Annotated in this window: 22 protein-coding genes; 11 read left to right on the forward strand and 11 right to left on the reverse strand. The window is 64.8% G+C overall.

What is annotated here, in order from left to right; genetic code table 11:
- Window positions 1-30: 30 nt before the first annotated feature.
- Window positions 31-1821 (reverse strand): ATP-binding cassette domain-containing protein, encoded by a 1791-nt coding sequence (locus tag OZN62_RS04930; protein ID WP_269101630.1) that lies wholly within the window; start codon window positions 1819-1821, stop codon window positions 31-33.
- A gap of 657 nt (window positions 1822-2478) precedes the next feature.
- Between OZN62_RS04930 and OZN62_RS04935 the strand changes: the two genes are divergently transcribed.
- A complete protein-coding gene (locus tag OZN62_RS04935; RefSeq protein WP_269101631.1) occupies window positions 2479-2988 on the forward strand; it encodes a hypothetical protein in 510 nt (169 codons plus the stop codon).
- Between the two features lie 4 nt (window positions 2989-2992).
- Complete coding sequence (locus OZN62_RS04940; protein WP_269101632.1) at window positions 2993-3925, forward strand: FecR family protein; 933 nt, start codon at window positions 2993-2995, stop codon at window positions 3923-3925.
- A gap of 10 nt (window positions 3926-3935) precedes the next feature.
- Here the strand turns inward: OZN62_RS04940 and OZN62_RS04945 are convergent, their stop codons facing one another.
- Complete coding sequence (locus OZN62_RS04945; protein ID WP_269101634.1) at window positions 3936-6230, reverse strand: CHASE2 domain-containing protein; 2295 nt, start codon at window positions 6228-6230, stop codon at window positions 3936-3938.
- A gap of 60 nt (window positions 6231-6290) precedes the next feature.
- Between OZN62_RS04945 and OZN62_RS04950 the strand changes: the two genes are divergently transcribed.
- Both OZN62_RS04950 and OZN62_RS04955 read left to right on the forward strand, forming a co-directional pair.
- Entirely contained in the window at window positions 6291-7466 is a 1176-nt protein-coding gene (locus tag OZN62_RS04950; RefSeq protein ID WP_269101635.1) for an aromatic ring-hydroxylating oxygenase subunit alpha, read from the forward strand.
- Window positions 7463-9064, forward strand: coding sequence for a phytoene desaturase family protein (locus tag OZN62_RS04955; RefSeq protein WP_269101637.1), 1602 nt, complete (start codon window positions 7463-7465; stop codon window positions 9062-9064). The genes OZN62_RS04950 and OZN62_RS04955 overlap by 4 nt, the downstream gene beginning before the upstream one ends.
- 7 nt (window positions 9065-9071) lie before the next feature.
- Here the strand turns inward: OZN62_RS04955 and OZN62_RS04960 are convergent, their stop codons facing one another.
- Window positions 9072-9479, reverse strand: a complete 408-nt coding sequence (locus OZN62_RS04960) for a potassium channel family protein (protein ID WP_269101638.1) — start codon at window positions 9477-9479, stop codon at window positions 9072-9074.
- Window positions 9480-9686: 207 nt separating this feature from the next.
- Here OZN62_RS04960 and OZN62_RS04965 point away from each other — a divergent pair, with 207 nt between their 5' ends.
- From OZN62_RS04965 to OZN62_RS04980, 4 genes are read left to right on the forward strand one after another with little or no spacing between them, the layout of a single operon-like run.
- Window positions 9687-12344, forward strand: coding sequence for a cation-translocating P-type ATPase (locus OZN62_RS04965; RefSeq protein ID WP_269101639.1), 2658 nt, complete (start codon window positions 9687-9689; stop codon window positions 12342-12344).
- Window positions 12341-13351 (forward strand): sodium:calcium antiporter, encoded by a 1011-nt coding sequence (locus OZN62_RS04970; RefSeq protein ID WP_269101640.1) that lies wholly within the window; start codon window positions 12341-12343, stop codon window positions 13349-13351. The genes OZN62_RS04965 and OZN62_RS04970 overlap by 4 nt, the downstream gene beginning before the upstream one ends.
- 27 nt (window positions 13352-13378) lie before the next feature.
- Entirely contained in the window at window positions 13379-14179 is an 801-nt protein-coding gene (locus OZN62_RS04975) for a formate/nitrite transporter family protein (RefSeq protein ID WP_269101641.1), read from the forward strand.
- Between the two features lie 12 nt (window positions 14180-14191).
- Window positions 14192-15130, forward strand: coding sequence for an endonuclease/exonuclease/phosphatase family protein (locus OZN62_RS04980; protein ID WP_269101642.1), 939 nt, complete (start codon window positions 14192-14194; stop codon window positions 15128-15130).
- A gap of 9 nt (window positions 15131-15139) precedes the next feature.
- On the opposite strand, the gene OZN62_RS04985 is transcribed toward OZN62_RS04980, so the two are convergent.
- On the reverse strand, window positions 15140-16681 hold the full coding sequence (locus tag OZN62_RS04985) for an MBL fold metallo-hydrolase (RefSeq protein WP_269101643.1): 1542 nt from the start codon (window positions 16679-16681) through the stop codon (window positions 15140-15142).
- A gap of 206 nt (window positions 16682-16887) precedes the next feature.
- Here OZN62_RS04985 and OZN62_RS04990 point away from each other — a divergent pair, with 206 nt between their 5' ends.
- A complete protein-coding gene (locus OZN62_RS04990) occupies window positions 16888-17877 on the forward strand; it encodes a zinc-dependent alcohol dehydrogenase family protein (protein ID WP_269101644.1) in 990 nt (329 codons plus the stop codon).
- 28 nt (window positions 17878-17905) lie between these two features.
- On the opposite strand, the gene OZN62_RS04995 is transcribed toward OZN62_RS04990, so the two are convergent.
- The gene (locus OZN62_RS04995; protein WP_269101645.1) at window positions 17906-18565 is read right to left on the reverse strand and encodes a murein L,D-transpeptidase catalytic domain family protein; all 660 of its coding nucleotides are present in this window, start codon (window positions 18563-18565) and stop codon (window positions 17906-17908) included.
- A gap of 224 nt (window positions 18566-18789) precedes the next feature.
- Here OZN62_RS04995 and OZN62_RS05000 point away from each other — a divergent pair, with 224 nt between their 5' ends.
- Window positions 18790-19842: a L,D-transpeptidase family protein gene (locus OZN62_RS05000; protein ID WP_442864390.1), complete on the forward strand. Its 1053-nt coding sequence runs from the start codon at window positions 18790-18792 to the stop codon at window positions 19840-19842.
- Window positions 19843-19932: 90 nt separating this feature from the next.
- Window positions 19933-20373: a host attachment family protein gene (locus OZN62_RS05005; RefSeq protein WP_269101647.1), complete on the forward strand. Its 441-nt coding sequence runs from the start codon at window positions 19933-19935 to the stop codon at window positions 20371-20373.
- A 28-nt stretch (window positions 20374-20401) separates the two neighbouring features.
- Here the strand turns inward: OZN62_RS05005 and OZN62_RS05010 are convergent, their stop codons facing one another.
- From OZN62_RS05010 to OZN62_RS05035, 6 genes are all read right to left on the reverse strand, one after another.
- Window positions 20402-20623, reverse strand: a complete 222-nt coding sequence (locus OZN62_RS05010; protein WP_269101648.1) for a hypothetical protein — start codon at window positions 20621-20623, stop codon at window positions 20402-20404.
- A gap of 123 nt (window positions 20624-20746) precedes the next feature.
- Window positions 20747-21967 (reverse strand): nucleotidyltransferase domain-containing protein, encoded by a 1221-nt coding sequence (locus OZN62_RS05015; RefSeq protein WP_269101649.1) that lies wholly within the window; start codon window positions 21965-21967, stop codon window positions 20747-20749.
- On the reverse strand, window positions 21967-23487 hold the full coding sequence (locus tag OZN62_RS05020) for an amino acid adenylation domain-containing protein (RefSeq protein ID WP_269101650.1): 1521 nt from the start codon (window positions 23485-23487) through the stop codon (window positions 21967-21969). The genes OZN62_RS05015 and OZN62_RS05020 overlap by 1 nt, the downstream gene beginning before the upstream one ends.
- A gap of 143 nt (window positions 23488-23630) precedes the next feature.
- Window positions 23631-24278, reverse strand: a complete 648-nt coding sequence (locus tag OZN62_RS05025; protein WP_269101651.1) for a class I SAM-dependent methyltransferase — start codon at window positions 24276-24278, stop codon at window positions 23631-23633.
- Between the two features lie 52 nt (window positions 24279-24330).
- Window positions 24331-25476, reverse strand: a complete 1146-nt coding sequence (locus tag OZN62_RS05030) for an acyl-CoA dehydrogenase family protein (protein ID WP_269101652.1) — start codon at window positions 25474-25476, stop codon at window positions 24331-24333.
- Window position 25477: 1 nt separating this feature from the next.
- A complete protein-coding gene (locus OZN62_RS05035) occupies window positions 25478-26359 on the reverse strand; it encodes a hypothetical protein (RefSeq protein ID WP_269101653.1) in 882 nt (293 codons plus the stop codon).
- Between the last annotated feature and the right edge of the window lie 4 nt (window positions 26360-26363).

Below are 26363 nucleotides of genomic sequence, written 5' to 3' on the forward strand. Positions count from 1 at the left end.
CGCCAAGATATTGCCAAGGCAAAGTCCTGATTAGCTGACCACCCGTGCAACGCCCGCCGCAACATCGATGCGCATGTCGGCAAGATCGAGCGTGTTGCGCGAATGGGAAACCATAAGGACGATCCGTTGCCCGATGGTTTCTCGCAGCCGGGAAACGATCGCCCGCTCCAGCTCGGGGTCCATAGCCGAGGTCGCTTCGTCGAAGATCAGCAGGCTCGCCGGGCGTAGCAATGCCCTGGCAATACACAGGCGCTGGCGTTCCCCGCCGGAAAGCCGCGCCCCGCCGTCGAGCAGCTGCTCGTCGAGACCTTGGGGCAAGGACCGGACCAGTTCCGCGGCCTGCGCATCGGCAAGCGCCTGCCAGATGGCGTCGTCGTCGGGCGAAAGGTTTGGCCACGACAGGTTCTCGCGGATGGAGCCGTCGAACAGGAACGGCTCCTGCGGCGCAAAGGAGACCTGCGACTGCCAGGCGCGGCAGGTGTCTGGCGCCAGGTGCAAGGAGCCGCGCCTCACTTCGCCGCTTGCCGGCAGGTGCAGGCCCGCAACCAGTTCGGCCAGGCTCGACTTTCCCGCTCCCGATGGCCCGCCGATATGCACCAGCGTGCCCGGCGCTATCGTTATTCGCCCGGCTTCGACCAGGGTCACGCGATTGCCGTCTTCATCGACGGCCGAGACGCTGCAACCGCGCAGCTCGAGCGGCGCGGTCGCGGCTTGCTCCAGTTCATCGTCCAGGCCTTCCTGCGGAGGCACGCGCAGACCCGCATGCGCCTCGGCCAGCTCGGCTTCGAGCGACCGGATGGAAGCAAATGCAGGCAAGGCATGGGCCAGCGACTGCACGCCGCTGAAGGTACTCAGCAAGGCCGGAGCAAGCCGCAGGATGATGGCCGCCATCACCAGCAATTCGCCGCCTGACAGCCCAAGCCATCCGAAGCCCAGCAACAGCACCAGCAGGGCAGCGAGCGCTGCGACAAACTGGATCCCGTTGCGCAGGCGCGCCTGCTGGCGGACGAAGGTGATGGACAGCTCGCGGGTGTCGGTGATTTGGCGCTTATAGCCTTCGGCAAGCACGTCCTCTGCCCGCGCCGCCTTGGCCGCCTTCAGTCCATCGAGGAAGCGCGTGGTCTCGTGCATCACCCAGCGGTTGGCCTTGTTGAGCCGTTCACCGGCCCGATAGCTGCGGCGGCTCCAGACCAGGGCAAACAGCAGGCCCGCAACGGTGAGCAATAGCAGCAGCAGGCCGAGCGAGGTCGAGACCAGGAAGGCAGCCCCGATGGCAGCCGCCCCGAGGGTCGCGGTAATCAGTCCCCGGGTGAGAAAGTGCATGGTCTGCGCCAGGCGAGCGATATTGGTCGTCATCGTGTTCAGCAGCTGTGCCTTGCGATAACGCTTGATGATCGGCCACTCGGCCTGCGCCAGCATGAGGAAGAACTTCTGCCGCTCGTGATCGACATATCCGAACGACAGCTCGCTCAGCAGCACGTCCCGCTGCAGCATCACGGCGCCCCTGATCGTCACCAGCAGCAGGAAGCCGGCACCCATCACTGCCAGCTGCTCCAGCACGGTGTCGAAACCGACGCTGGTCAGCCATTGGGTGATCGAGGCGGAAATGCCGGTGTTCACCTCGCCTTCTGACTGCGCGAAGACGGTCTCGGCGACGGGCAGAATCAGCACGATGCCCGCCCCTTCCAGCACGGCAGCAAGCGTCACGATCAGCACGGTCGACAGCAGCTGCGGCCGGGCGAATTCGAGGATTGAGGAGGTAAGCTCGCGAACACCCGCCGTCGGTGCCACCTGGCTGTTGTTGTCCACCGGCTCGCTCATGCGCGGTCCACTATCCAGCGTGAGACCAAGGGGCGCGGCAGGCTGCCCCGTGACCACGGCTGCGACCTCGTGCAAGCAAGCTCGATTTTGGCCTCCGGCGGAAGTGCCGGATCGTGGCTGGGCTGGATAACGGTCATGTTGCGGATCGCCCTATCAAACCTTCCGAAGCCACCACAAGGCGCTACGCGCGAGGATCGCTGGCAGTCGCGGCGGATGTGCCGCACCGAAGAGTGGCACTCCGCGCACCAATTCCGCCCTTCGCGCTGGGTGCGAAGCTCCTTCGGTGGCTGCTTTCCGGCGAGAACCATCGACTCGTGCAGCAGGGGCGCCACGCGGTGTCGCTCGATCGAAGCGGCAAGCAGTTCTGCGTCGTCCTCCCCACCGCCCCCCAACCGGAGTGCCGGACGCAACGCGTCGGCTAGCCGCTGGACCGATGGGGATGGCGATATCATCGCTGCACCTAGCCATTGCTGCGGCTGGTCTGCAACAAGCACCTGACACCCCGCATGCCAAACGCAACCTCGTGGCAGTGCCATGCATTCGCATCCGGTGCGGATCGCTTGCCTGCCTGCGCCGGCCTGTGACATAACCCCCTTCACGAGGGAGAGGTGGATGCCCGCAATTCCGTTTAAAATCGCATGTTTGGCTGCCGCCGCCTTGGCCTTCGCAGCCCAGCCCGCCAGCGCGCAGTCGATGGAAGAGCTTGATCGGCTGTCCGACCTCTCCGCCGACGAGGAATCCGGTATCGACGCCGCTCGCGACCAGGCCGGCCGTGGCGAATACCTGGAGGCGCTGGCCACGCTGGAACGGGTCATGGCCGCCCACCCTCGTTCTCTCGGCGCTCGGCTGCTCCACGCCGTCTACCTGTGCCGCATCGACGACCGGCAGGGCGGCCTCGTGGAAATCGACGCGATGGACGAGGACGACTTCGGCGAAGAAAACCTTACCGAGGCGCGCGAGCAATGCTCCCGCCCCTATGTTGAGCCGCAACCGGCACCTGCTCTCGAAGCGCCGGCAACTCCTGCTGCCGGCAAGCCGGAGCCGGTCGCGGAGACTCCTGCGGCCGAGGGCGGAGACAATGCCATTTCCGGCAGCAACAGCGTCAGCAGCGGCGCCAGCCTGCCGCCCCGTCCCGATCCGGAAGCAGACGGCGGGGAGAAGGACTAAGGCCATGCACAAGCCCAACCGCATTCTCGCCGCACTGGCCGCAACCAGCATCCTCGCCAGCAATTTTGCCGCCCTGCCCGCCGCCGCCCAACGGACCGAGGTCGGCAATGCTGCCGTCGTCGTCGGGAATGTCGAGCTGAGCAACGACCAGCAGCGCCGCCCGCGGCAGGTGCAGCGCCGCGATCGCATCGCCTGGGGCGACCTGATCGAGACCGAGAACAACTCGCAGTTGCAGATCCTGCTGCTCGACCGCTCCAGCTTCGGCGTCGGCGAGCGGAGCCGCGTACGCATCGACGAATACGTCTACGATCCTGACGAGGGGCGGAACGTGATCGTATCCTTCCTGCGCGGCGCGCTGCGGTTCTTCTCCGGCAGCGACGAAGGGAACAACAGCGCCGAGGTGAACTCCCCCGCCGCGCGCATCGGCATTCGCGGCACCGCCATCGACATGCTGGTGGGCGACAATGCGGAAGACATCGCCGAGGACGAGGACTTCGTCGGCAGCGTGCGCAGCGACGATGACGATGCGACGCTGGTGATCCTGCGCGGTCCGGGCGCGCAAACGGCAGGCGGGCTGACGGTGGGGCTGGCGGAAGTCGAGTCCGCCGGTGTCACGGTCGTGCTCGATGAGCCGGGGCTGGCCGCCTACGTGCCGCGTGCGGGCGTACCGCCCATCGGGCCGTTCCGCATCTCCAATTCCGGCCTCGCCAATATCCAGGAGGAACTCGCCCCCGAAGTCGCCCGCGCCAACAGCGGCGGCGGTTTCCTGGAGGCGCTGATCCCCATCGCCATCGGCGCAGTCGCCTTGGGTGTGCTGCTGAGCGGAGACGGCGAGGACGATACCGGGGCCACGGCAGACTATCCGAACGATAACAATACCGCAGATCGCCCCCCGAGCGGACAGGATGACAACAACCAGGGGCCGACGATCGACTGATCGCGCCGGGCTATTTCTGCGTGGCCTGGAACACTCCGTCCCAGTCGGCCGGCGGCGGGGTACGGGTCAGGTCTTCAATGCGCGCCGCCAGCAGGTCGTGCAGGCCTGCGATGCCGAAACGGCTGTAGTCTGCCCTGGCTGACCCAAGCGCCGCGCGCGCAGCATCCCAATCCTGCTGGCGATAGGCGGCAAGCACTCGCCCATGCGCCTCTGCCAGTCGGCGGAAGGCGTCGGTGGCTGACATGCTCTCGTCGCCCAGCAGGGCGAAGATCGTCTCCGGCCGTTCGCGCCCGACCACGCGCAGGCGGTCGATTTCCAGCAGGGCGAAGTCGTCCAACTGCTCGGCAAGGGCGGCGCCGACGATGATCGGCACGCCATATTGCTTGGTCTGCCCCTCCAGTCGGGCGGCGAGGTTCACCGTGTCGCCAATCAGCGAGTAGTTGAGCCGCTGGCGCGAGCCCATGTTGCCCACGCAGCACAGGCCGGAATTGAGGCCGATGCCGACCTTCACCTCGCCCGGCCAGACCACCCCGTCACGGCTCGGCATTTCGCGGTTCAGCCGGTCCGTCGCGGCGATCATCTCCAGCGCGGCGCGCGCGGCATTGCGATGGTGGTCGGGATCGTCGAGCGGGGCGTTCCAGAACGCGAGGATGGCATCGCCGATGTACTTGTCGATGGTCGCCTTGCGAGCAAGCAGGATGTCGCTCATCGGGGTGAGGAATTCGATCAGGAAGTCGATCACCTCGTTCGGGGCATATTGCTCGGAAATCCGGCTGAAACCGCGCACGTCGCACATCAGCACGCTCATGTCGCGCTCCACCCCGCCCAGCTCCAGTTTCTCCGGGCTGGCGGCAATCTGCTTCACCAGTTCGGGTGACAGGTACCGGTCGAAGGCGGAGCGGATGTACTGCCGCTGCCGCTCCTCGCGGAAGAACACGTAAGCTGTCTGGACGAGGTAGACGATGAGGATCGCCAGCAGCGGATAGACCGGGTCCAGCAGGTAGCTGAGCCGGGTGAAGGAGAACCAGCTGGCCGCGCTCACCAGTGCCATGGCTGAAAGCGCCAGTACCGCGCCGAAGACCGCCCCGATGCGCGGCAAGACCAGCGCCAGGCCAAGGCCGAGCACGAGCAGCAACAGCAGTTCGACCGCCGGGGCCCAGTCGGGTCGTTCGAGGAAATCGCCGGTCATCATCTGTTCGACTGCGGCGGCCTGGACGACGACCCCGGCATTGAGGCCGGATAGCGGTGTCGCCACCACGTCGCTCAGCGCATTGGCGGAGCTGCCGACCAGCACGATCCGGCCATCGACCTTTTCGGCCAAGTCCTCGGCGCTCATCCTGCCCGTGATGATATCGGCGGCGGACCAAAGTTCGCGTGTCGACTCATCCGGAAAATGCACCCACATCTCCCCGCTGTCGGTTACGGGAATCTCGATGGGCCGGTCGATATCCGTCAGGCGCACCGCGACGGCCGACCCGGCGCCGTCGAGCTGGCCGCTGCCGTCGCTGGCCACCAGCATCGGGTTACCCGCGCCAAGCGCGACCCGCACCGCCTCCAGCGAGAGGCTGGGGACTGGTGTGTCTTCGAACATCGCCAGCAGTGGGACGCGGCGAACGATCTCGTCGCTGTCATTGCCGCGCTGGACGAACCCATTACCCGCTGCCGCGGCCTCGAGCTCCGGCAAGGTGGCGATCACCCCGGCATATTCGGCGACGGGAGGACTCTCGACGCGGCCGCTGGTGGTGAACGGCATCTTCGGCTCGACGCTGCCGCCGATGTCCCGCGGGTCGAGGAAATAACCGGTGACGACCGGCACATCACCAAAGCTATCGGCCAGCAGCGCGTCGTGGCTGGGCAGGTCGGCAAAGCCTTCGCCAAGCACGTCTGCCCGCTTCTGCGCTTCGTAGCGGGCAGCAATCTGTGCAGGCGAGGTGCGATCCGGCTCGGCAAAGGCGATGTCGAACACCACCACCGACGCGCCAGCCTTGCCCAGCAAGGTCGTGAGCGTGGCGATATCGGTGCGCGGCCACGGCCACTGCCCAAGTTCCTCGATCGAAGCCTCGTCGATGTCGACCACGGCGACGATATCGCCGTTCGCGTCGCCGCGCGGGGCCATGCGCTGGTAACTGTCGAACACCTGCAAGCGGAGTTGCTCGAGCGAAGTGGGACCGATCGTCCACAGCAGCAGCACCAGCAGCACGACGAGGGCGCCGGCCAGCTGCGGTCCGATCCGCGACAGTCGTGCCAATAGTGCCGCCATCACCTTCCCCTCCGGCAGGTCCGCCACCGTATGGCGCACCCGCACGGTTGGCAATGTCGACGCGGGACTGGACTTCGGCCGCAAAAGGCTGTTCCCCTGCCCGGCGTGACAGAGGCCCAAGGCATTTCCGGGAGCGAACCCGCAGCAGACCCGCTCGACGGCTGGAGCCTGCCTGCCTGGACCTATCACGACCCCGAATTCCACGCGCTGGAGCTGGAGCGGGTCTTTCGCCCCAGCTGGCAGGTGGTCTGCCACGAAAGCGACCTGCCCTCGCCCGGCGACTGGCATACGCTCGACTACTGCGGCGAAAGCGTGATCGTGGTGCGCGGACGAGATGACCAGCTGCGCGCCTTCACCAATGTCTGCCGCCACCGCGGATCGCGGCTGGTGGACGGGGCAATGGGCTGCTCCAAACGCCTCGTCTGCCCCTATCACGCCTGGACCTACGATCTCGACGGGCGGCTGACGGGCGTGCCGGATTCCGCCTCTTACCCCGCGCTGGACAAGGACCGCGCCGGACTGGTGACGGTAGAACTGGAACGCTGGCGTGGCTTCCTGTTCGTGCGGCTGGAGGATGACGGCGGGCCTTCGGTAGCGCAGATGCTGGCGCCTTACGAAGCCATGATCGCGCCCTACCGCTTCGAGGACTTGCAGGCCCTGGGCCGCGTCACCCTGCGCCCGCGCGAGGTGAACTGGAAGAACGTCGGCGACAATTACTCGGACGGCCTGCACATCCCCGTCGCCCACCCCGGCCTCACCCGCTTGTTTGGCAAGAGCTACGGCGTCGAGGCCGAACCGCATGTCGACCGCATGTGGGGAGCAATGGTGGAGCGCGAGAGCGCCAACTGGTCGGAGCGGCTGTACCAGCGCCTGCTACCGACAGTGCCGCACCTGCCGGACGACGCGCAGCGCCGCTGGCTCTATTTCAAGCTGTGGCCCAGTGTCGCCTTCGACATCTATCCCGACCAGGTCGATTTCATGCAGTGGCTGCCCACCGGCCCCACCACCTGCCTGATCCGCGAAATCAGCTACGTGCTGCCCGACGATCGGCGAGAAATGCGCGCCGCGCGCTATCTCAACTGGCGGATCAACCGGCAGGTGAACGCCGAGGATACCGAACTGATCACCCGGGTGCAGGCAGGCATGGCCTCGCGCACGTTCAGCATGGGGCCGCTCAGCGATAGGGAAGTCTGCCTGAAGAACTTCTGCCGCCGAATGCGTGCAATCATTCCCGAAGCACGGCTGGAACAGCAGCCGCCCTCCGGTTGGAGCCATAGATGACACAACGATACGACGCCGTGATCATCGGCGCAGGACACAACGGGCTGGTGTGCGGCTTCTACCTTGCCCGGGCGGGGCTGAAGGTCCGCATCGTGGAACGCCGCGACGTGGTGGGCGGAGCCGCCGTGACCGAGGAATTCCACCCCGGCTTCCGCAACTCGGTCGCCAGCTACACGGTCAGTCTGCTGCAGCCCAAGGTGATCGCCGACATGCGGCTGCACGACCACGGCTACCGCGTGATCGAGCGGCCAATCTCCAACTTCCTGCCGCAGCCCGACGGCGGCTACCTGAAACTGGGCGGCGGGATGGAGCGCACGCAGGCGGAATTCCGCAGGTTCTCCGAGAAAGACGCAGCGGCGCTGCCCGCCTATTACGACGCGCTGGAAGGCGTGGCCGAGGTGCTGCGCGACCTCGCCCTGAAAACCCCGCCCAATGTCGGCGACGGGCTGCGCACGCTGCTGGCGGGCGCGGCGCAAGGCTGGGGGCTGTCGCGGCTGGACCTGGAAGCCAAGCGCAACGTGCTGGACCTGTTCACCAAGTCCGCCACCAGCTTCCTCGAACAATGGTTCGAAAGCGAGCCGGTGAAGGCCGCCTTCGGTTTCGACGCGGTGGTCGGCAACTATGCCAGCCCGGATACGCCGGGCAGCGCCTATGTGCTGCTGCACCACGTCTTCGGCGAGGTGAACGGCAAGAAGGGCGCCTGGGGCCACAGCGTCGGCGGCATGGGCACGATCACCCAGATCATGGCCAAGGTGGCGCGGGAGGCAGGCGTCGAGATCAGTCTCGAAAGCCCGGTGGACGAGGTGCTGGTCGATGGCGACACGGTGGCCGGTGTAAGACTGGCCAGCGGCGAGGAGATCGCCGCCAGGCGCGTCATCGCCAATGTCGGTCCGAAGCTGCTGTACGGGAAGATGCTGGACGCAGCGCACCAGCCGGAAGATTTCCGCCGCGCCATGAAGGGTTTCAAGGCAGGCGGCGGCACCTTCCGCATGAACGTCGCGCTCAGCGAATTGCCGTGCTTCACCGCGCATCCCGAACCGGGCGAGCACCACAGTTCCGGCATCATCATCGCCCCGACGCTGGACTACATGGACCGCGCCTTCCTCGACGCGAAGCAGCACGGCTGGTCGAAGGCACCGATCGTCGAAATGCTGATCCCCAGCACGGTGGACGACAGCCTCGCGCCCGAGGGACAGCACGTCGCCAGCCTGTTCTGCCAGCAATTCGCGCCAGAATTGCCCGATGGCCGCGACTGGGACGACGAGGAAGACGCGGCCGTCGATACCATCATCGACACGGTGGAGGCCCATGCGCCGGGCTTCCGCGCCTCGATCCTCGGCAAGCAGGTGCTCAGCCCCAAGGGCCTCTATCGCAAGTTCGGCCTGGTCGGCGGCGACATCTTCCACGGGCACATGAGCCTCGACCAGTTATGGTCGGCCCGGCCCGTGCTGGGACACGGCTCCCATCGCGGTCCGGTGAAGGGGCTCTACATGTGCGGGTCAGGCACCCATCCGGGCGGCGGCGTGACCGGGGCGCCCGGCCACAACTGCGCGCGCGAGGTGATTGCCGACGGCGGCAAGTTCGGACGCTTCCGCTAGGCGAAGATCACAGGTCCTCGCGTTCCGCCAGCCACAGCTTTTCCATCATCAGGTAGCTGAAGGACGCGCTCCAGGCGATCAGCACGAGGCCCATCAGCGCCTCGATCCCGGCCATGATCCGGGCCGGGCCTTCGGGAACGATGTCGCCCACGCCCAGCGTCGTGTAGTTCGAGATCGAGAAATAGAAATAGGTCAGGAAACCGGCATCCGGCGGGACGGCGCCTTCCAGCCTGCCCAGCCACGGGCTGCCGTGCATGGCGAAGAAGGCGATTGCGAACAGCAGCACTTCGGCAAGGTGGACGGCAAAGACGATCCCCAGCACGATGAGCAAGGGTCGGCGTGTCGCCAGCCGTCCGGTCGCCACGGCATGGGCGCACCATCGCATCGCCGTGTAATGCATATAGAAACTGGTCATTACCAGGACTGCCGTGATCAGGCTCACCGCCACGACTTGTCCCACCAGTTACCTCCCGTCCTCAAGCCAATTGCTGCGCGAGGCTTAACCGCCTGCGCGGACAAGGTCCACCGCGGCGCGCGGCAGTGAATTGATCTCGAACAACGGCGGATTTGAAAACGTCATCTATGTCCGTCACAACGTCACTGCGGAGGTGAGGCGGAGGGATTGGCCGAAACGCTCGACAACTTGCAGGCGGGAGACGCCTTCAGCCAGGAGCCGGAAGCGATTCTTGGGCGGCTGCAGGTGACGGCTGAGAATGGACTGAGCGAGACTGAAGCGCGGCACAGGCTTGCCCAATTCGGCCCCAACCAGATCGAGACGCGTGGCAAGGCCAGCGCGCTTGCCATCCTGCTGCACCAGCTAGCGAACCCGGTGGTCTACCTGCTGGCGGCAGCCGCGGTGCTCGCCCTTGTCTTCGGGCAGCGGCTGGAGGGATCGGCGGTACTCGTCGTGCTGATCATCAACACGCTGATCGGCTATTTCACCGAGATCAAGGCGACCCGTTCGATGGAGGCCCTGCGGACGCTGGGCACCCGTTCGGCCCGCGTCCGGCGCGAAGGCCGGATGGAAGTCATCCCGGCAGAGCAGCTGGTGCCCGGTGACATCGTGCTGGTCGAAGGCGGCGACATCATCTCCGCCGATATGCGGATCGTCGCCGCAGCCAATCTCGCCGCCAACGAATCGACGCTGACGGGCGAGTCCGTCCCGGTCGAAAAAGCGGTCGACACCAAGCCCGAAGATACCCGCCTCGCCGAGCGCGCCAACATGCTGTTCAAGGGCACCTCCATCACGCGCGGCAACGCGACAGGAGTGGTGGTGGCGACCGGCTTGCAGACCGAACTCGGGCGGATCTCGCAACTGGTCGAGGAAGCCCGGCCAGAGCGCTCGCCGCTGGAAAAGCGATTGTCGCAGATCGCCGGGCAGCTGGTCTGGCTCACCATCATCCTGACGGCGCTGATCGTAGGCATCGGCCTGCTGCGCGATGTCGACCCCATGCTGATGGTGACCACCGGGATCGCGCTGGCCGTGGCGGCTATCCCCGAGGGCCTGCCGGTCGTGGCGACACTTTCGCTGGCGCAGGGCATGTGGCGCATGGCGCGCAAGAACGCGCTGATCGAGCGGCTCTCCGCCGTCGAGACTTTCGGCTCCACCACGCTGATCCTGACCGACAAGACCGGTACGCTGACCGAGAACCGCATGACGGTACAGACCGTCTGCCTGCCCGCCCCGCAGCTGCGCCCCGCCCAGTTCGATGGCAAGCGGGAGCAATCGCCGCTGCTGGAAAACCTTCTGCGGATCGGCGCCCTGTGCAACGCCGGGGAACTGGACGTCGGCTCTGACAAGGGCGTGGGCGATCCGATGGAGGTCGCCCTGCTGCGCGCAGCCGCGCGGGCCGGATTGCAGCGCGAGCCGCTGCTGGCCGAAACGCCTCTCCTGCGCGAGCATCCCTTCGACAGCGCAATCCGCATGATGGCGACGGTGCACCAGCAGGCCGAAGGGTGCCTCTATGCGGTCAAGGGCGCCCCTGAAGAGGTGCTGGCCCGTTGCTCGCACGTCCGCCATGTCAGCGGCGATCAGGACCTGGACGCGCAGGAGGTCGGCGAATGGCGCGAACTGGTCGACCGGCTCGCCAGCGAAGGACTGCGCGTCATCGCCATCGCCACCAAGGCCAATGCCTCATGCGATGAAAAGCCATTCGAAGGCCTCGTCCTGCTCGGGATCATCGGCCTGCGCGACCCGGCCCGCGCCAACGTGGCGGAGGCCATCGCGGACTGTCACCAGGCAGGCATCAAGGTGGCCATCGTCACCGGCGACCACGCCGTCACCGCGGTCAGCATCGGCAGGCAGGTCGGCCTGCCTGTCGATGCCAGCAAGGCACTGGAAGGCCACAGCCTCGCCCGTATGGACTTCGAAGGGCCGCAATTGCGCTCGACCAGCATCTTTGCCCGCGTCAATCCGGACGAGAAGCTGAAGCTGGTGCGCGCCTTCCAGGAAGCCGGCGAGGTCGTCGCCATGACCGGCGACGGCGTGAACGATGCCCCCGCCTTGCGGCAGGCGGACATCGGTGTCGCCATGGGCAAGCGCGGCACGGACGTAGCACGGCAGGCGGCCGCCATGGTGCTGCTGGACGATGCCTTCCCCACCATCGTCACCGCGATCCGCGAGGGGCGCATCATCTTCGAGAACATCCGGCGGTTCGCGGCCTACCTGCTGTCGTGCAACCTCAGCGAAGTGCTGGTGGTGGGGATGGCCGTGCTGTTCGCCCTGCCGTTGCCGATCCTGCCATTGCAGATCCTGTTCCTGAACCTCGTGACCGATGTCTTCCCGGCCTTTGCCCTGGCGACAGCCAAGGGTGACGACGGCATCATGAAGCGCCCGCCCCGCCCCTCCGGAGAGAACCTTCTCGGCACCCCGCAGTGGCGCAGGATCATCCTCCACGGCTTCGCCCTGACCGGCGCGACCTTCGCTTCCATGGCCATCGGCACGGATGTTCTCGGACTGGATGGCAGCGCGCTGGTGACCGTGACTTTCATGACGCTGGCCTTCTCGCAGCTGTTCCATGTCTTCAACATGCGCCCCACCGGCGCATCGCTGCTCCGCAATGACGTGGTGCGCAGCCCGTGGGTGTGGGGCGCAGTAGGCCTGTGCACGGTGCTGCTGCTGATCGCCGCCTACCAGCCGACGCTGGCGGGCATCCTCGGGCTTGTCCCGCCGACGGTGGAGATGTGGGCAACGATCCTGGGCGTTAGCCTGGCACCCTTGGTCCTGTTGCAGAGCAGCAGGCTGCTGCTGGAGTGGTATCGGAAGGGAGCACGCGCTTGATCGAGGCCTTCACCCCCTGGCTCGAGTTCCTCGTCTGCGCCCTGCTGATCGGGTACGCGGGCCAGGCGCTGACCAAGTACGCGGCAGTGATATCCGAGCAGACCGGACTGCCGGCCTCATGGGTCGGGCTGATCCTGCTGTCTGCCGCCACATCGCTGCCCGAGCTCTTCACCGGCGTCAGCTCGGTCACCGTCTTCGATGCACCCGACATCGCCTTTGGCGACGCGCTGGGCAGCTGCGTGCTCAACCTCGGCCTGCTCGTCGCGCTCGATGCTCTCAGCCGGGACGAATCCGTGTTCTGCCGCGTCGACCATCGCCACGTACTGACCGCCGGCTTCGGGATTATCCTGATCGGCCTTGCCGGGCTGACGATCATGACCACGCGCAGCGGGATCGACCTGACCGTGTTCCATGTCAGCGCCTACACGCCCTTCGTTATCCTGCTCTACATCGTCGCGATCCGCGCCACCTTCGTGCACGAGCGGCGGCTGGCGATCACGGCCCCGCCCGTGGACGCGCCCGAGGGTATCACCCTGCGGCAGGCGGTGCTGCGCTATGGCGCGGCGGCGGCAGTGGTGGGCGTCGCGGGTGGCCTGCTTCCCCATTTCGGCATGCAGATCGCCGAGGCGACCGGGTGGCACCAGAGCTTCGTCGGCACGCTGCTGATCGCCGTGGCGACATCGCTGCCCGAATTCGTGGTGATCGTCAGCGCCCTGCGCCGCAACGCCGCCGACATGGCCATCGCCGCCTTGCTCGGCAGCAACCTGTTCGACGTGCTGGTGCTGGCCATCGATGACCTCGCCTATTTGAAGGGCAGCATCTACGCCCACGTCTCGGCGGCCCATGCCGCCTCTGCCTTTGCCGGCGTGATCATGAGCGGCATCTTCATCGTCGCGCTGCTCTATCGCCCGCGAAACCGCTTTTTCGGGAGCATCAGCTGGACCAGCCTGTCGCTGCTCTCAATCTACTTCCTCAGCTCCTACTTCATCTATCTCTATGATTTCTGACCCGCAGCCTAAGGATGGCCTTACCGCATGACCACAGGACCACACCCGCTCGATGTCGTCTCCCCGGCCCGCATTGCGGAGCTGGTTGACGACGTGGCCATTCGCAAGGTGCACCTCGGACTGGTGCCGGTCTTCGCGCTTGCCGTGCTGGCCGGGGCCTTCATCGCGCTGGGCGCGGCCTTCTACATCGTCACCGTAACCGGCAGCGACCTTGGCTTCGGGCCGACGCGATTGCTGGGTGGCTTTGCCTTCTCGCTCGGACTGATCCTGGTGATCGTCGGCGGGGCGGAACTGTTCACCGGCAACAGCCTGATCGTGCTGGCCCGCGCGGACCAAAAGGTGACGACCGGCCAGTTGCTGCGCAACTGGGCCATCGTCTACGTTGGCAACCTTACTGGCGCCCTGGGTACCGCCATGCTGGTGCACCTGTCCGGTGCGCTGTCCACCGAGGCACTTGCCGCAACCGTCGTCGGCATTGCCGAAACCAAGCTGGCCCTGCCCGCTGGAGAAACCTTCTTCCGCGGCATCCTGTGCAACGTGCTGGTCTGCCTCGCCGTGTGGATGTGCTTCGCCGCGCATAGCGTGTCGGGCAAGGTGCTGGTGATCGCCTTCCCGATCGCGGCCTTTGTCGCGCTGGGGTTCGAGCACTCGGTCGCGAACATGTTCCTGCTGCCGATGGGCATGCTGGAATCGGGCGTGTTCGACCTGAGCGGAGCAGTCAGGAACCTGCTGGTCGTGACGGCCGGCAATGTGGTCGGTGGGGGTGTGCTGGTCGCGCTGACTTACTGGTTGATCTACCTCAGCCCGCACGGCGCCGCGAAGGTCTAGCGGCGGCCTGGCATGCGGATCGCCACCTTCAACGTCCAGCGACTGCGCCTGCGCCAGCATGGTGACACCGCGCGGTTCGACGGCGCGAACGATGGCGACAACCCGCGAAGGGCAGCGACCGAAACCCCGGCGCTGGACCGCATGGACCGGGAACTCACCGCCGCCGTCATCAGGCAGCTCGATGCCGACGTGATCGCACTGCAGGAAGTATTCGACCAGCGGACACTGGACCGCTTCCACGAGGATTTCCTGCAAGATGCCGGTGTCGAGCCATGGCCGCACCGTGTCTGCCTGCCGGGCAATGACGGGCGCGGGTTCGACGTCGCGCTGATGAGCCGCCTGCCGCTGTCGGATGTGCGCAGCCATGCCGATGTGACCTGTGCCGACCTCGGTCTCGAACCACTGGCCGGGCACGGGCCGGACGAGCGCATATTCCGCCGCGACTGCCTGCGCGCGAGAGTCGGCCCGCTCACGTTCTACGTCTGCCATTTCAAGGCGCCCTACCCGGACAAGGACCGCTCCTACTTCCTCCGCCGACGCGAGGCGGAAGCCGTGCGCATGCTGGTGGAGCGGGATATGGCGGGGCGAGACGATGCCCTGTGGCTGATCGCCGGCGACCTCAATGAACCGCTTGAGGTTCACGACAACGGCGAGCCGGCGATCGCTCCGTTGCTGGCTCCCGGCTTTGCCGTCGACCTTGTCCATCGCATTCCCGATAGCGAGCGCTGGTCGTTCCGCGATCCGGCGAGCGGCACCTATTCGCATCCCGATGCGCTGCTGGCGTCGCCCGCCCTGGCAGCGACATTCCCCGATGCCGTCCCCACCCTCTTACGCGGCGGCATGGAACTGGACGTCACGCGCTATAGCGGCCCGCACCTTGCCGGCGTGGGCCAGACTCGGCCCCACGCGAGCGATCACGCCGCGCTTGCCGTCGATTTCGCAGGTTTGTGAGCGCGAGAGCTATCCGCGCCCCTTGGACTTTCGCTGGCGGTGCGAATTGTAGGATTCCAGCACCTCGCGCATCCTCTCCAGCGCCTCTTCCCGCCGCCGGTTGTCGCTGATCTCCAGCAACTGTTCCTTCAGCGAAGTTGCGAAGGCGGCATAGGCATTCTGCCAGTCGGTACCGAGCACCTCGGCTAGGTCGGTCCGCCCAGTCTCCAGCCGCTTGGCCGGTTCTCCGGCGGGCAGCGCGTAGCGTTCGCCAATTTCGGGAATGCGCACCTCCAGGCCTGGCAACCGCCGCTGCAATTCGCGCCGGAGTGCTTCCAGCGCCGAAGGTTCGCCGTGGTCGAGGAACAGGCTGCCGGCGATGGGACAGCGTTCCTCTATCCAGTCGAGCAGTTCGCCCTGGTCGGCATGGGCGGAATAGCTCTGGATCGAGCGGATCTGCGCCCTCACCCGCACGTCCTGCCCGCTGATACGCACCCGCTGCGCGCCCTCCAGGATTACCCGGCCCAGCGTTCCCTCGGCCTGGTAGCCGACGAACAGCACGGTCGAATCGCGGCGGTGGAGATTGTGGATCAGGTGGTGCCGGATACGCCCACCCTCGCACATGCCGGATGCCGCGAGGATGATCGCTCCCGAAATCGAGTTCAGCCGCATCGATTGTTCGACGTCAGTGACGTAGTGCAGTTGCGGATGGTCGAAGATGTTCTTCCCGTCGGTATCCTCCAGTTCCGGAGCATAGCGTTCGAACACCTCGGTAGTGCGGTTCGCCAGCGGGGAATCGACGAAGACCGAGGCATTGGGCAGCGCCCCGGCGCAGATCAGGTGGTGCAGGTCCAGCAGCAGTTCCTGCGTTCGCTCCAGCGCAAAGACCGGGATGATCAGGTTGCCGCCGCGACGTAGCGTCGCCTCGGCTTCGGACTGCAACAGCAGCCGCCGCTCTTCCTGCGTGACCTTATCGCGCTGGCGATCGCCGTAGGTGCTTTCGCAGATCACATGGTCGACGCCCGAGGGGCCCTTGGGATCGAGCTGGAAGGCCTTGTTGTCAGGGCCGAGATCGCCAGAGCAGATGACCCGCGTCCCGCCCGCCAGCAGCTCCACCGAGGCGGCGCCGAGGATGTGCCCCGCATTCCACAACCGCGCCTGCATGTGCGGCGCCGGTTCGAACAGCTCCTCCAGCTCCACCGGGCGACAGAGTTGCCATGCGTCATAGGCGTCGGCGGAGGTATAGAGCGGCTCAAACTGCTCCTCTCCGGCGCGGTCACGCCGGCGATTGCGCCGCTGTGCGTCGTATTCCTGGATGCGCCCGGCATCGGCCAGCATGTGCTCCAGCAGGTCGCAAGTCGGCTGCGTACACCAGATCGGCCCGTCGAAGCCCCTGGCCACCAGCCGCGGCAGCAGGCCGCTGTGATCGATATGTGCGTGGGTCAGCACGACGGCATCGACCTGCTGGGGGTCGAAGGCGAAATCCTCGAGGTTGAGCAGTTCCAGCGTGCGGGACCCCTGGAACAGGCCGCAGTCGACGAGAATGCGGCTGCTGCCGAGGACGAATTCCATGCAAGAGCCGGTTACGGTCCCCGCTGCGCCATGAAACGCCAGGCTAAGCCTATTGCTGGTCATCTGCCCTCCCGCTGACACCGGGCGAAGTTCCTGCCCGGACCATTGATGAGCCTGCCAGAAGCGCGCCGCCTTGTCGCATATCAAATCCCGCGCGTTGCTGGCGGGCTATGCGGTGCTGTATCCTGGCGGAAGGAGGACAGCGGATGCAGCAGATGCGGGCCATGCAGCTCGACGCGACTGGCGAGCCGCTGCGCCTGGTCGAGCGGCCCATGCCGAGGCCGGCTGCGGGTGAAATCCTGATTTCCATCGCGGCCTGCGGCGTCTGCCGTACGGACCTGCATGTCGCCGACGGCGATATTCACGGGAAGCTGCCCATCGTGCCGGGCCACGAGATTGTCGGCCGGGTGGAGGAACTGGGCGAAGGCGTGACGGGCTACAAACGGGGCGACCGCGTGGGCGTGCCCTGGCTGGGGCATACCTGCGGCCATTGCCGCTATTGCCGGTCTGACAGGGAGAACCTGTGCGATGAACCGCTGTTCACCGGCTTCACCCGCGATGACGGGTTTGCCAGCCACTGCATCGCCGATGCCCGATACTGCTTCCCGCTACCGGATAGCTTCGACGACATTCACGCGGCACCGCTGCTGTGCGCGGGACTGATCGGTTACCGCGCCTATCGCCTTGCCGGGGAGGTCGAGACACTCGGTCTCTACGGATTCGGCGGTGCCGCGCACATCCTGGCGCAGCTGGCCATTGCACAGGGGAAACGGGTTCATGCCTTCACGCGGGAGGGTGACGATGCCGGGCAACAATTCGCCTTGCGGCTGGGCTGTGCATCCGCCGCCGCCTCGACCGAGCCTCCGCCCGAGGAGCTGGATGCCGCGATCATCTTCGCCCCGGTCGGCGCACTGGTGCCACTGGCGCTGAAGGCCGTGCGCAAGGGTGGACGGGTGGTCTGCGCGGGAATCCACATGTCGGATATCCCGACCTTTCCCTATGCCGATCTGTGGGAGGAGCGCTCCATCCTTTCGGTCGCCAACCTGACGCGCGCCGATGGCCTCGAATTCCTGCCATTGGCGGCAGCAGCCGGCGTGACGACACACGTCACGCGGTTTGCGCTGGAGGATGCCAACGAGGCGCTGGACCTGCTGCGGTCCGGCAATGTCGAAGGGGCCATCGTCCTTGTCCCGTGACCAGCCCCATCAAGCCCGGCTCACCGGGTCAGGCGTTCTCGCCGGCGACGTAGAGCAGGCGGCCGGGCCCCAGCAGTTCGAGAATGTTCTCGATCTCGCTGCGTTCGAAGGCAAAGCAGCCGAGGCTGCGACCGACGCGGCCCTGGTTTTCGGCCATGGCGATGTCGACGTAGTCGGCGCCGTGAATCACGATGGCGCGCTCGAAGGCGCGGTCGTTCTCCGGCTCCAGCCCATGCAGGCGGCGCGAACGGCCGTGCTTGCCGACGTAAAGCTCTCCGGTGACATAGCTGCCGCGCGAAGAGGCGTTGGAGCCGGGTACGTTCGAGAACCGTTCGACAAATCCGCTGTTGCGCGGATCGGAACCGCGGCCATGGGAAACGAGGAACGACTTGGTGATCTCACCGCCTTCGATATCGGCGATGTGGAAGCGGAACTCACCCGAATGCGCGGTGTAGTCGGCAATGCCCAGGCGATCGCGATTGACGATGCTCGACCCGTGCTGCTCGAGCGCGGCCAGCGCCTCGCCAAGCACGCCGGTAGGCTGCGCCGCAGGAGCGGCGGGTGGCGGCGCGAGCGGGCTGGCCGGCGACAAACCGGCGGCAGGCTTAGCCAACGATGCGGGGGTAAACATGGCCGCACTGCCCACGGCCAGCGAAGCGCCGACGAAGGCGCGTCGATTCAATTTCATTTTTCGCGATCCCATGTATCTTATGTAGAACAAATGGGGGTTATTAGCCCTCCGGACAATATGAGAAACGGACGCCTGTGAAACGAGCCTCTGTAATTATTGCATTTTTCCTGGCGATTTGCGGCCAACCGGCAATTGCACAGGATGAACCGCAGTGGTCGTCTGCGGATATCACGACGTTGGAACGCTGGGTTTCGTCCGCTCCCCTTGAAGCCTTACCTCTCTTGTCTGCCAATAACCTGACGGCAGCACGCGAATCCGGCGATGCAGAGGCGATAAACAGTGCCGCAACCGATCTGGCGCTGCGGCTGGCGCGCATGCACCTGCTGGGCAATGCCACATCGGGTGAACGCCGGGGCTGGAACATCCGTGATACCGACCGCGACCTGCCGCTCGACGAGATGCTCCGGACGGCGGTTGCCAACGATACGCTGGACACATTCTTTGCGCTGATGCGCCCGGCCCACCCGCAATACTCGGCGCTGATGGCAGCCTATGAGCTGGAGGAAGACCCGGAGCACCAGGCCACCATCGCCCGCAACATGGAGCGCTGGCGCTGGATGCCACGCTCGCTGGGCGAGGACTACGTGCTCGTCAACGCCGCGAAGTTCGAGGCCGACCTGTGGCGCGACGGCAGCCATGTCGGCACCTGGCGGGTCATCGTCGGCACGCAGCGCACCCCGACACCGGTGTTTCGCGCGACGATCGAAGGCGTCATCCTCAATCCCTGGTGGGAAATCCCCACCAGTATCGTGCGCGAAAGCGTGGGGGCCCTGGTGCGCAACAATCCCTCGCTCGCCCGCTCGCGCGGCTACGTGGTGCAGAACGGGCGTTATCGCCAGCGACCGGGACCGAACAACGCGCTGGGCCAGATGAAACTGGTGATGCCCAATCCCTATTCGGTCTACATGCACGACACGCCCAACCGGCAACTGTTCGAACAGGACGTGCGCAGCTTCAGCCACGGCTGCATCCGCACGGGCGATGCGATCGGCTTCGCCACCACCCTGCTGGAAGGCGTGGCCACGCGCGAGGATGTCGACGCCATCCTCGAGACCGGGCGCACGACGACGCTCTCGATCGCGCAGCCGACGCCGGTCTACGTCACCTATTTCACCGCCGTCGCCAACGCCGATGGAAGCGTGGCGCTGCTGGACGACCTCTATGGCCGGGACCGAACTATCCGCGCGATCACCAAAGGCGGCGAGACAAAGGCCGCGGCGCCCGCCGCTCCGCAAGGCGGGCAGCGGCGTTCACTGATGGATTGCAGAAATTGATAATCGCCCGGCGAATTTGACCGAAGTCAGACCGCGGGGGCATTTCCGGCGCTAATATCCATTCGTTACTGACGCAGGAAGGAAGACATAATGCAGATCAAGCACGGCACGCTGGTGATGGTCGCCGACGGAACCAAGATGCTGCTGTTCCGCAACGAGGGCGACGAGAAGTTTATCGTCCTTGAGACGCTGGAGCACGAGGTCGACGCCAATCCCAAGTCGAGCGACCAGGGCACCGACACACCTGGAAGGGTACAGTCGCGCGTCGGCAGCGGCCGCAGTTCCTACGACGAAACCGATTGGCACCAGCAGTCGGAAGACGAATTCGCGCGGACCGCAGCAGGCATTCTCGAAAGCGCGGCCGAACAGCACGGCGATGCCGGTATCGTGGTAATCTCTGCCCCGCGCACGCTGGGCGAACTGCGCAAGCAGTATGGTGGAGCGACCAAGAAAGCGGTCATCTGCGAGATCGACAAGGACCTCGCCAATCACACGACCGATCACATCGCGGAAGTGATCGCCGCGCAATAGTCATGCTGCGGGGCTCGCTCGCTTCGCCTCAGGCGAAGAGATTGTGCTCCAAGTCGCGTTCCAGCGGGCCGGGGATATCCAGATCCCCGGCCTGCTCCACTTCGTCCTCCAGCGGGGGAGCGAAGGGAGACATCCAGAACTTGAAGCACTGGTCTGTTGCCGCGAGCATCGTTTCGAACCATGCCGCCATCAGTTCTTCGCACAGAACCAGATGCGGGGGCAGTTCGGGAGTGAAGTCTTCCTGGGCCATGGCGTAATCGATCCTTCGTTCGCGAGTCGCAAGATACCCTGCCCCTCACGCCGATGCAAAGCTAACCGCCTGGCGGCCGCTGGACGGCAGTCGGGGTGCGCATCTGGGGCGGGTAGTCCCTTGCTATTGCCTCGTATGCAGCCAGTTTCGAAAACGAGTAAGGTTTCGCGCCGCGTCGCGACCTTTGCCGGTCATGAGATATCGCAAGGAAAGGCCAAGTCGCCTGACCACAAAGTCCAGCCACAGCATCGGATAGCTCCAGCCCGCCTGCTCCTTCAGGTTCGCAAACCTGCGCCTTGCGAGCAGTTCCTCCCGGCTGTGGAATGATCTGCGCAACAAGTTCGACGCCAGCGCCCAGCCTTCCCGGTGGAACAGCCGAACCAGGTTCAGAGCCATCTTTCCGCCATCGAGGTTGCTCTTGAAGATGAGGTGCTCGGCATCCCGAAGCTGCTCCTCGCTGACGCTGCTGTCCGGTCGCTCTTCACCGATCATGGCCAGCGCCAATTCCGTCCCACGCTCGATGCCGAGCTGCCTCGCTTGCTGCAGCAGCGCGTCCGTGTCCAGGCGTGACCAATCCATCAATCGTCGCAGGTCCACGAGAAAATTCGGGCCATTGGCGAAGGCATCGTCATAGACGCTGTGCAGGATCAGGTGCAGCGCCATGTCCTGCGGACCTGGGCACGGCAGAGATTGGCCGGAAATCTCGAACGAGGACGAGCGGTCCCAGAAGCCTTCGGTGAACCTGTCCAGCAACTTGGAGGCATGATCGGCCGAGCCTGAACAGATTCGCGAATGGACCTCTACGGGAACAACGCGATTTGGCGACCAGATCGGCGTCAGGTGCTTGGCTTTCGCGCTGGGATCGGTGGGCAGTCCGGGTAGCGCCGATTGATCTTCGCCGCACAGGTCCCTGATGCATTGCCAGGCCCGCTGCGCATCGTCTGGCCTGACCAGAAGATCGATATCCTGTGCGGGGCGCATGATCGGGGACGGGTAGACCTGAAATGCCAGTGGCACACCTTTCAGGAACAGGTGTTCGATGCCCTGGTCCGCCAAGGCCCGGTTGATCAGGATACACTCGCGCCCCAGCAACAGCTGTCTCGTTGCCCAAAGCTGCACGATCGCGGCAATCTCGGCCGCAGGTTTCGCCGGCAGCTTGATGTTGTCGCACTCGGCAAGGGCATGCTGGAAGTATGGCAGGGCACGGTGTTCCTTGAGCCGTTCGACGACCATGGACCACTGTTCTGCGGAGACCTGGTCTATCCGGTCCTGATCGACGCATTCCGGCCTCAACAGGATATCCAGGATCAGTGCCTTGGGGAGTGGATCTGGGCCGGAATGCATCAGGAGCCAGCCGAACTCAGGATTGCCGCCGCCCGAGCCCGATCGAGCTTGCCGTTGTCGTTGCGAGGAAGCGGCTCCGATCGCTCATGAAAGCGCGCGGGGATCATGTATTCGGGCAGCATTGTCGCACAATGGCTGCGAAGGTCGCCAAGGCTTCCGGGACTATCCGTCACGACCAGCGCCTCGATCCGGTTGGAGATTGCCGGATCGGCGATAGCCACCGCCACCGCCTCCCGAATGCGGGGGTGACTGGATATCGCATGGTCGATCTCGCCAAGTTCAATCCTGAACCCCCGGCTCTTGACCATGTCATCAAGACGACCGAGGAAATGATAGGCGCCATGCGCATCTCGTCTCACCCTGTCCCCGGTCCGATAGGCTAAGACTCCACCGGCATCACCCACAGGTAACGGCGCCATCCTCTTGTCGGTCAGCTCACTGTCGCCGCAGTATCCCGCCATGAGTGATGGCCCCGAAACCAACAATTCGCCGACGCCTTCTCCTTCGACGAACCCGCCTGTTTCGTCGAGCAACGCGAACTCGTGACCGGCGCAAGGCTGCCCTAGGGGCACGGCTGTATCATCAGTTTGCGTCACTTCGTAATGCGAGACCACATTGGTTTCCGTCGGTCCGTAAAGGTTATGGAACCTTGCGGATGGAAACGCTTCCATCAAGGCATTCAATTCGGAGCGCGGAAACGGCTCACCCGCAAAGAGGATGTGCCGCAGCCGGCCGAGATCATGCCTGTCCAGTTGCCCGAACCGCGGCAGGCGGGAAAGCAAGCTTGGCACCGAGTACCAGATCGTAATCCCCTGCGCGGCGACATACTTGCTCAATTCGGACGGAAAAACAGCGCGTTGCGCCGACACAAGGTGCACACAAGCGCCGGCACTGACTGCAGCGAAGATATCAAGGATCGACAGGTCGAACGACAAGGGGGCCAGGTTTGCCAACCTGTCTTCCGGAGACATATCGAAAGTGCGGACCGCCCAATCGACGAAGTTGAGTGAGGCCCGGTGCGAAACCATCACACCCTTGGGGCGACCGGTCGAACCGGAGGTATACAGGATATAGGCAATGTCCGATGGCTCGCCGGCGCCTGCAAACGCGCATCCCTCAAGCTCGCGCAGCATGGCGAGATCGACCGGCAATTCCCGGTAATCCGTCGCCGCGGTGTCCCGATCTTCCTTCGGCGCCTGCCTGTCGGTCAGAATGACCTTGGGGGAGCAGTCATTCGCTATCAGGGCCACGCGCTTTGGAGGGCTGCCGGGATAGATGGGCACATAGGCAGCCCCGGCCTTGAGGATCGCAAAGATCGCAACGACGGCAGCCAGGGACTTGGGCAAGTGAATGCCCACCCGATCGCCGCGAACAATTCCCATGCTGCTCAAGTGCCCGGCAAGCCTGTTGCTGAGATCATCCAGCGCGGCGTAATCCAGCACCTCTTCCTCGTGGAAGACCGCAGGATTGCCGGGCCATCTTCGCACGGCATTCTCCAGCAATTGCGGAAGTGTTCGCATGTCTGTGAAGGAATCCCAGTCTCAGGCTGTTGGCGACAGTAGACCGGTTACGAGCCCGACGCGATAGGTGTTGCGCTTTATCTTCGGCGATACGGATCGAGCACGATCGACGTTCTGCAGGCCAAGCTGAAGGCATCCAACCATTACGCTGAGCGCTGCAGCCGCATCGCAATACCCATCATGACGCGCTCACCGTGCGGACTCATCTGCACGCCTTCCCAAGCGATCAGTGAGAAATGCCGTTCGAGGTCCTCCATCAGCTCGTCCCTGACCCGCGCTTCGACCTCCGGAGTGCATTCTTCGCGAAATGCGGTCTTGTGCAGGAGCAAGAAGCGCCCGCTCGGCTTCAGTATGGAAAGCAGGTTGCGAAGATAGGCCGAGCGTTCCGTGGCGCTGCGAAGCGTATGATAGCAGCCACGATCAAACGCGCAGTCGAACGCATCGTCGATCGGTAGCTTTCTGCAGACGTCCCCTGCCAGGAAGTGAGGAGAAGCCGGTGCGTCACCGTACCGCCGTCTAGCGCGCTCGATGGCCGGTGGCGCGATATCGAGCGCGACGACGCGGTGCCCTTTGTCAGCGAAGAAAGCGGCAATCTCGCCCTGGCCGCAACCGAATTCGATGATGGAACAACCAGGGGCGAAGAAGCCGTCGGACACCGCAGCCTCAACGGGCTGCGGGATAGCGTCTATCATCCAATGCGGTCTGTAATCGTCCTTCGCCCACTGCCGTGACCAATTGCTCCGGACATCAGTGGTGAGCCTCCGACGCAGTCCTTTCAGGAAACCGATCATGACGCCCCACCTTCCGCTACACTGGAGTTTCCCGACGGGCCCGCTGGCAAGCTCATTCGGCGGTCAGCTTCAGCAAATGGGCCAGGGTTCGATACTGGATCTCCGAAGTTCCCGAGTACGAAAGACTGCCCTGCGCATCGCGCAACTCGCGCTCAATCTCGCTTTCCATCAGGAAACCCGCCCCTCCGAAAACGTGCATCGCTTCCTGCGCCACCTGCACCCAGTTTTCCGATACGGTCAGCTTCGCCAGGGCGCTATACTTGGCGATGGACTGTCCAGCATCCATCTGCAGTGCCGTTTCACGCACGACAAGACGAGCGGCTTCGATCAATCGATACATATCGACCAACCGTTTCGAGACGCTCTGGAAATCCGCGATCGGCCGACCGAACTGCCGGCGGCTGCGGGCGTAATCCGCTGCCTGCTCGTAGAGCCGCTGCATCGCGCCGATCGCTGGGGCGAGGATGAAGCCACGCTCAAACTCCATGACCTTGAGAAAGAGTCTGAGTCCGCCGCCTTCCGCGCCGATCCTTGCACTTTCGGGCACATGGCAATCGTTCAGGACGACATCGCCCATCTGGGCGGTTCGCAAGCCCATTTTCGGGACATTCTGCGATGTCTGCAGGCCGTCGATCTCGCGTCTCACGCAAAAGGCGCTCAATCCGAATGCGGCGCCAATGTCACCGGTGCGCGCGAGGATGACAAACACATCGGCAATCGGGGCATTGGTGATGAATACCTTGCGGCCCGAAAGCCGGTAGCCATTCTCGGTCCGAACGGCAGTCGTCTCGATTGCACCGATGTCGGACCCCGCATCAGGTTCGGTTACCGCCAGAGCCCCAATCAATTCGCCGCGAGCAAGCTGACGGATCAGATCCGCATGCTTGGTGCCGTTTCCTGCAAGCAGCGCCGACAGGCAGCCCCAGCCATGGGCACCAAGTGCAAGGGCGAGGCCGTTATCCTTGCAGGCATAGCCAAGGGCCTCCATCGCCACGACGGCATCGCTTGCGGACATGCCCTGGCCGCCCAGCTTCTCCGGAACCATCGGACCTGCCAAGCCAAGCCCGGCACAGGTATTCCACAAGGCTCGATCAAACTCGAAGGCGCCGTCTCGCCGGGCCAGATCGTCAGCCCCCGCTTCGGCCAAACCTTGAACCACGCGATCGTGAAGCTCTTTTTGAGACGGTGTCAGCGGCAATTCAGCGTCCCCGAAAAGCGAAAGTACGCACTAGGTTCATAATCTTTCCATTGCCGGCCGCCTGTCCAGAGCTGAATGCACCTGAAGCCGCCCGCCGTGCATTATCCAGACCGACCACAGTGTGGAGGTACTGCAGCGTCTCAGCGAGCTCGGCTGCCAAGCCGACGGACTTTGCGCGCTCCTGGATCGCCGTGACGTCCAGAGAGTCGTAGTGTCTTTGCAGCAGAATCCCAAGGTCGAGCAGGCGCAACAGCAACTGCGGTCGGTTTGCCGTAAAGCTCGTCCAGAACTGCTGGGTCGGCGAAAGGATCGGCACCGGATTTTCTTCCGTCGCCGGAAGCACCTGATCCCACGGCGCAGCTGGCAAGTGCCTGACGCGGACGATCGCCTGTTCACCGATACGACACCGCAGCTTGCCAGCCGATGCCAGGCCACAGCCGGCTACGAGCTGCGAAAGCGGCTCAACCCCTTCGCTGGCCGTGTACAGTGCGATTTCGTAGATCGGTCGCGTGGCGCGGTGCGGATAGAAATGGTTCGCCAGCGCCAGGTCATCGCCGAGCGCCCACGGTACGGAGGAGGAAGCCAATGCGGCCATGAGCGGCCGGCTTTCCGCCTCCAGCATCTGCGTGATGATCCAGTTCTTCGAATGCGCACCACGCATCCGCTGGATCACGCCATCGTGTCCATCGCGCCTTGCCTGCAGATGATAGCAGAGCGGAATCAGCAGGCACCCGGCTGCCAGCGCATCGAAATCCGCTTCGGCACACCATCGAGACCAGGCACGCTCGCTCCGGTCAGGCTCCCCCAGGGCCACCTGCAGCAGAAGCAGATCCTGCGCGTCAATCGCCCGCAATTGCGCGGCCAGGGATTTCCTGAATATCACTCGG

The organism is Aurantiacibacter sp. MUD11, assembly GCF_026967575.1.
GTDB lineage: Bacteria > Pseudomonadota > Alphaproteobacteria > Sphingomonadales > Sphingomonadaceae > Alteraurantiacibacter.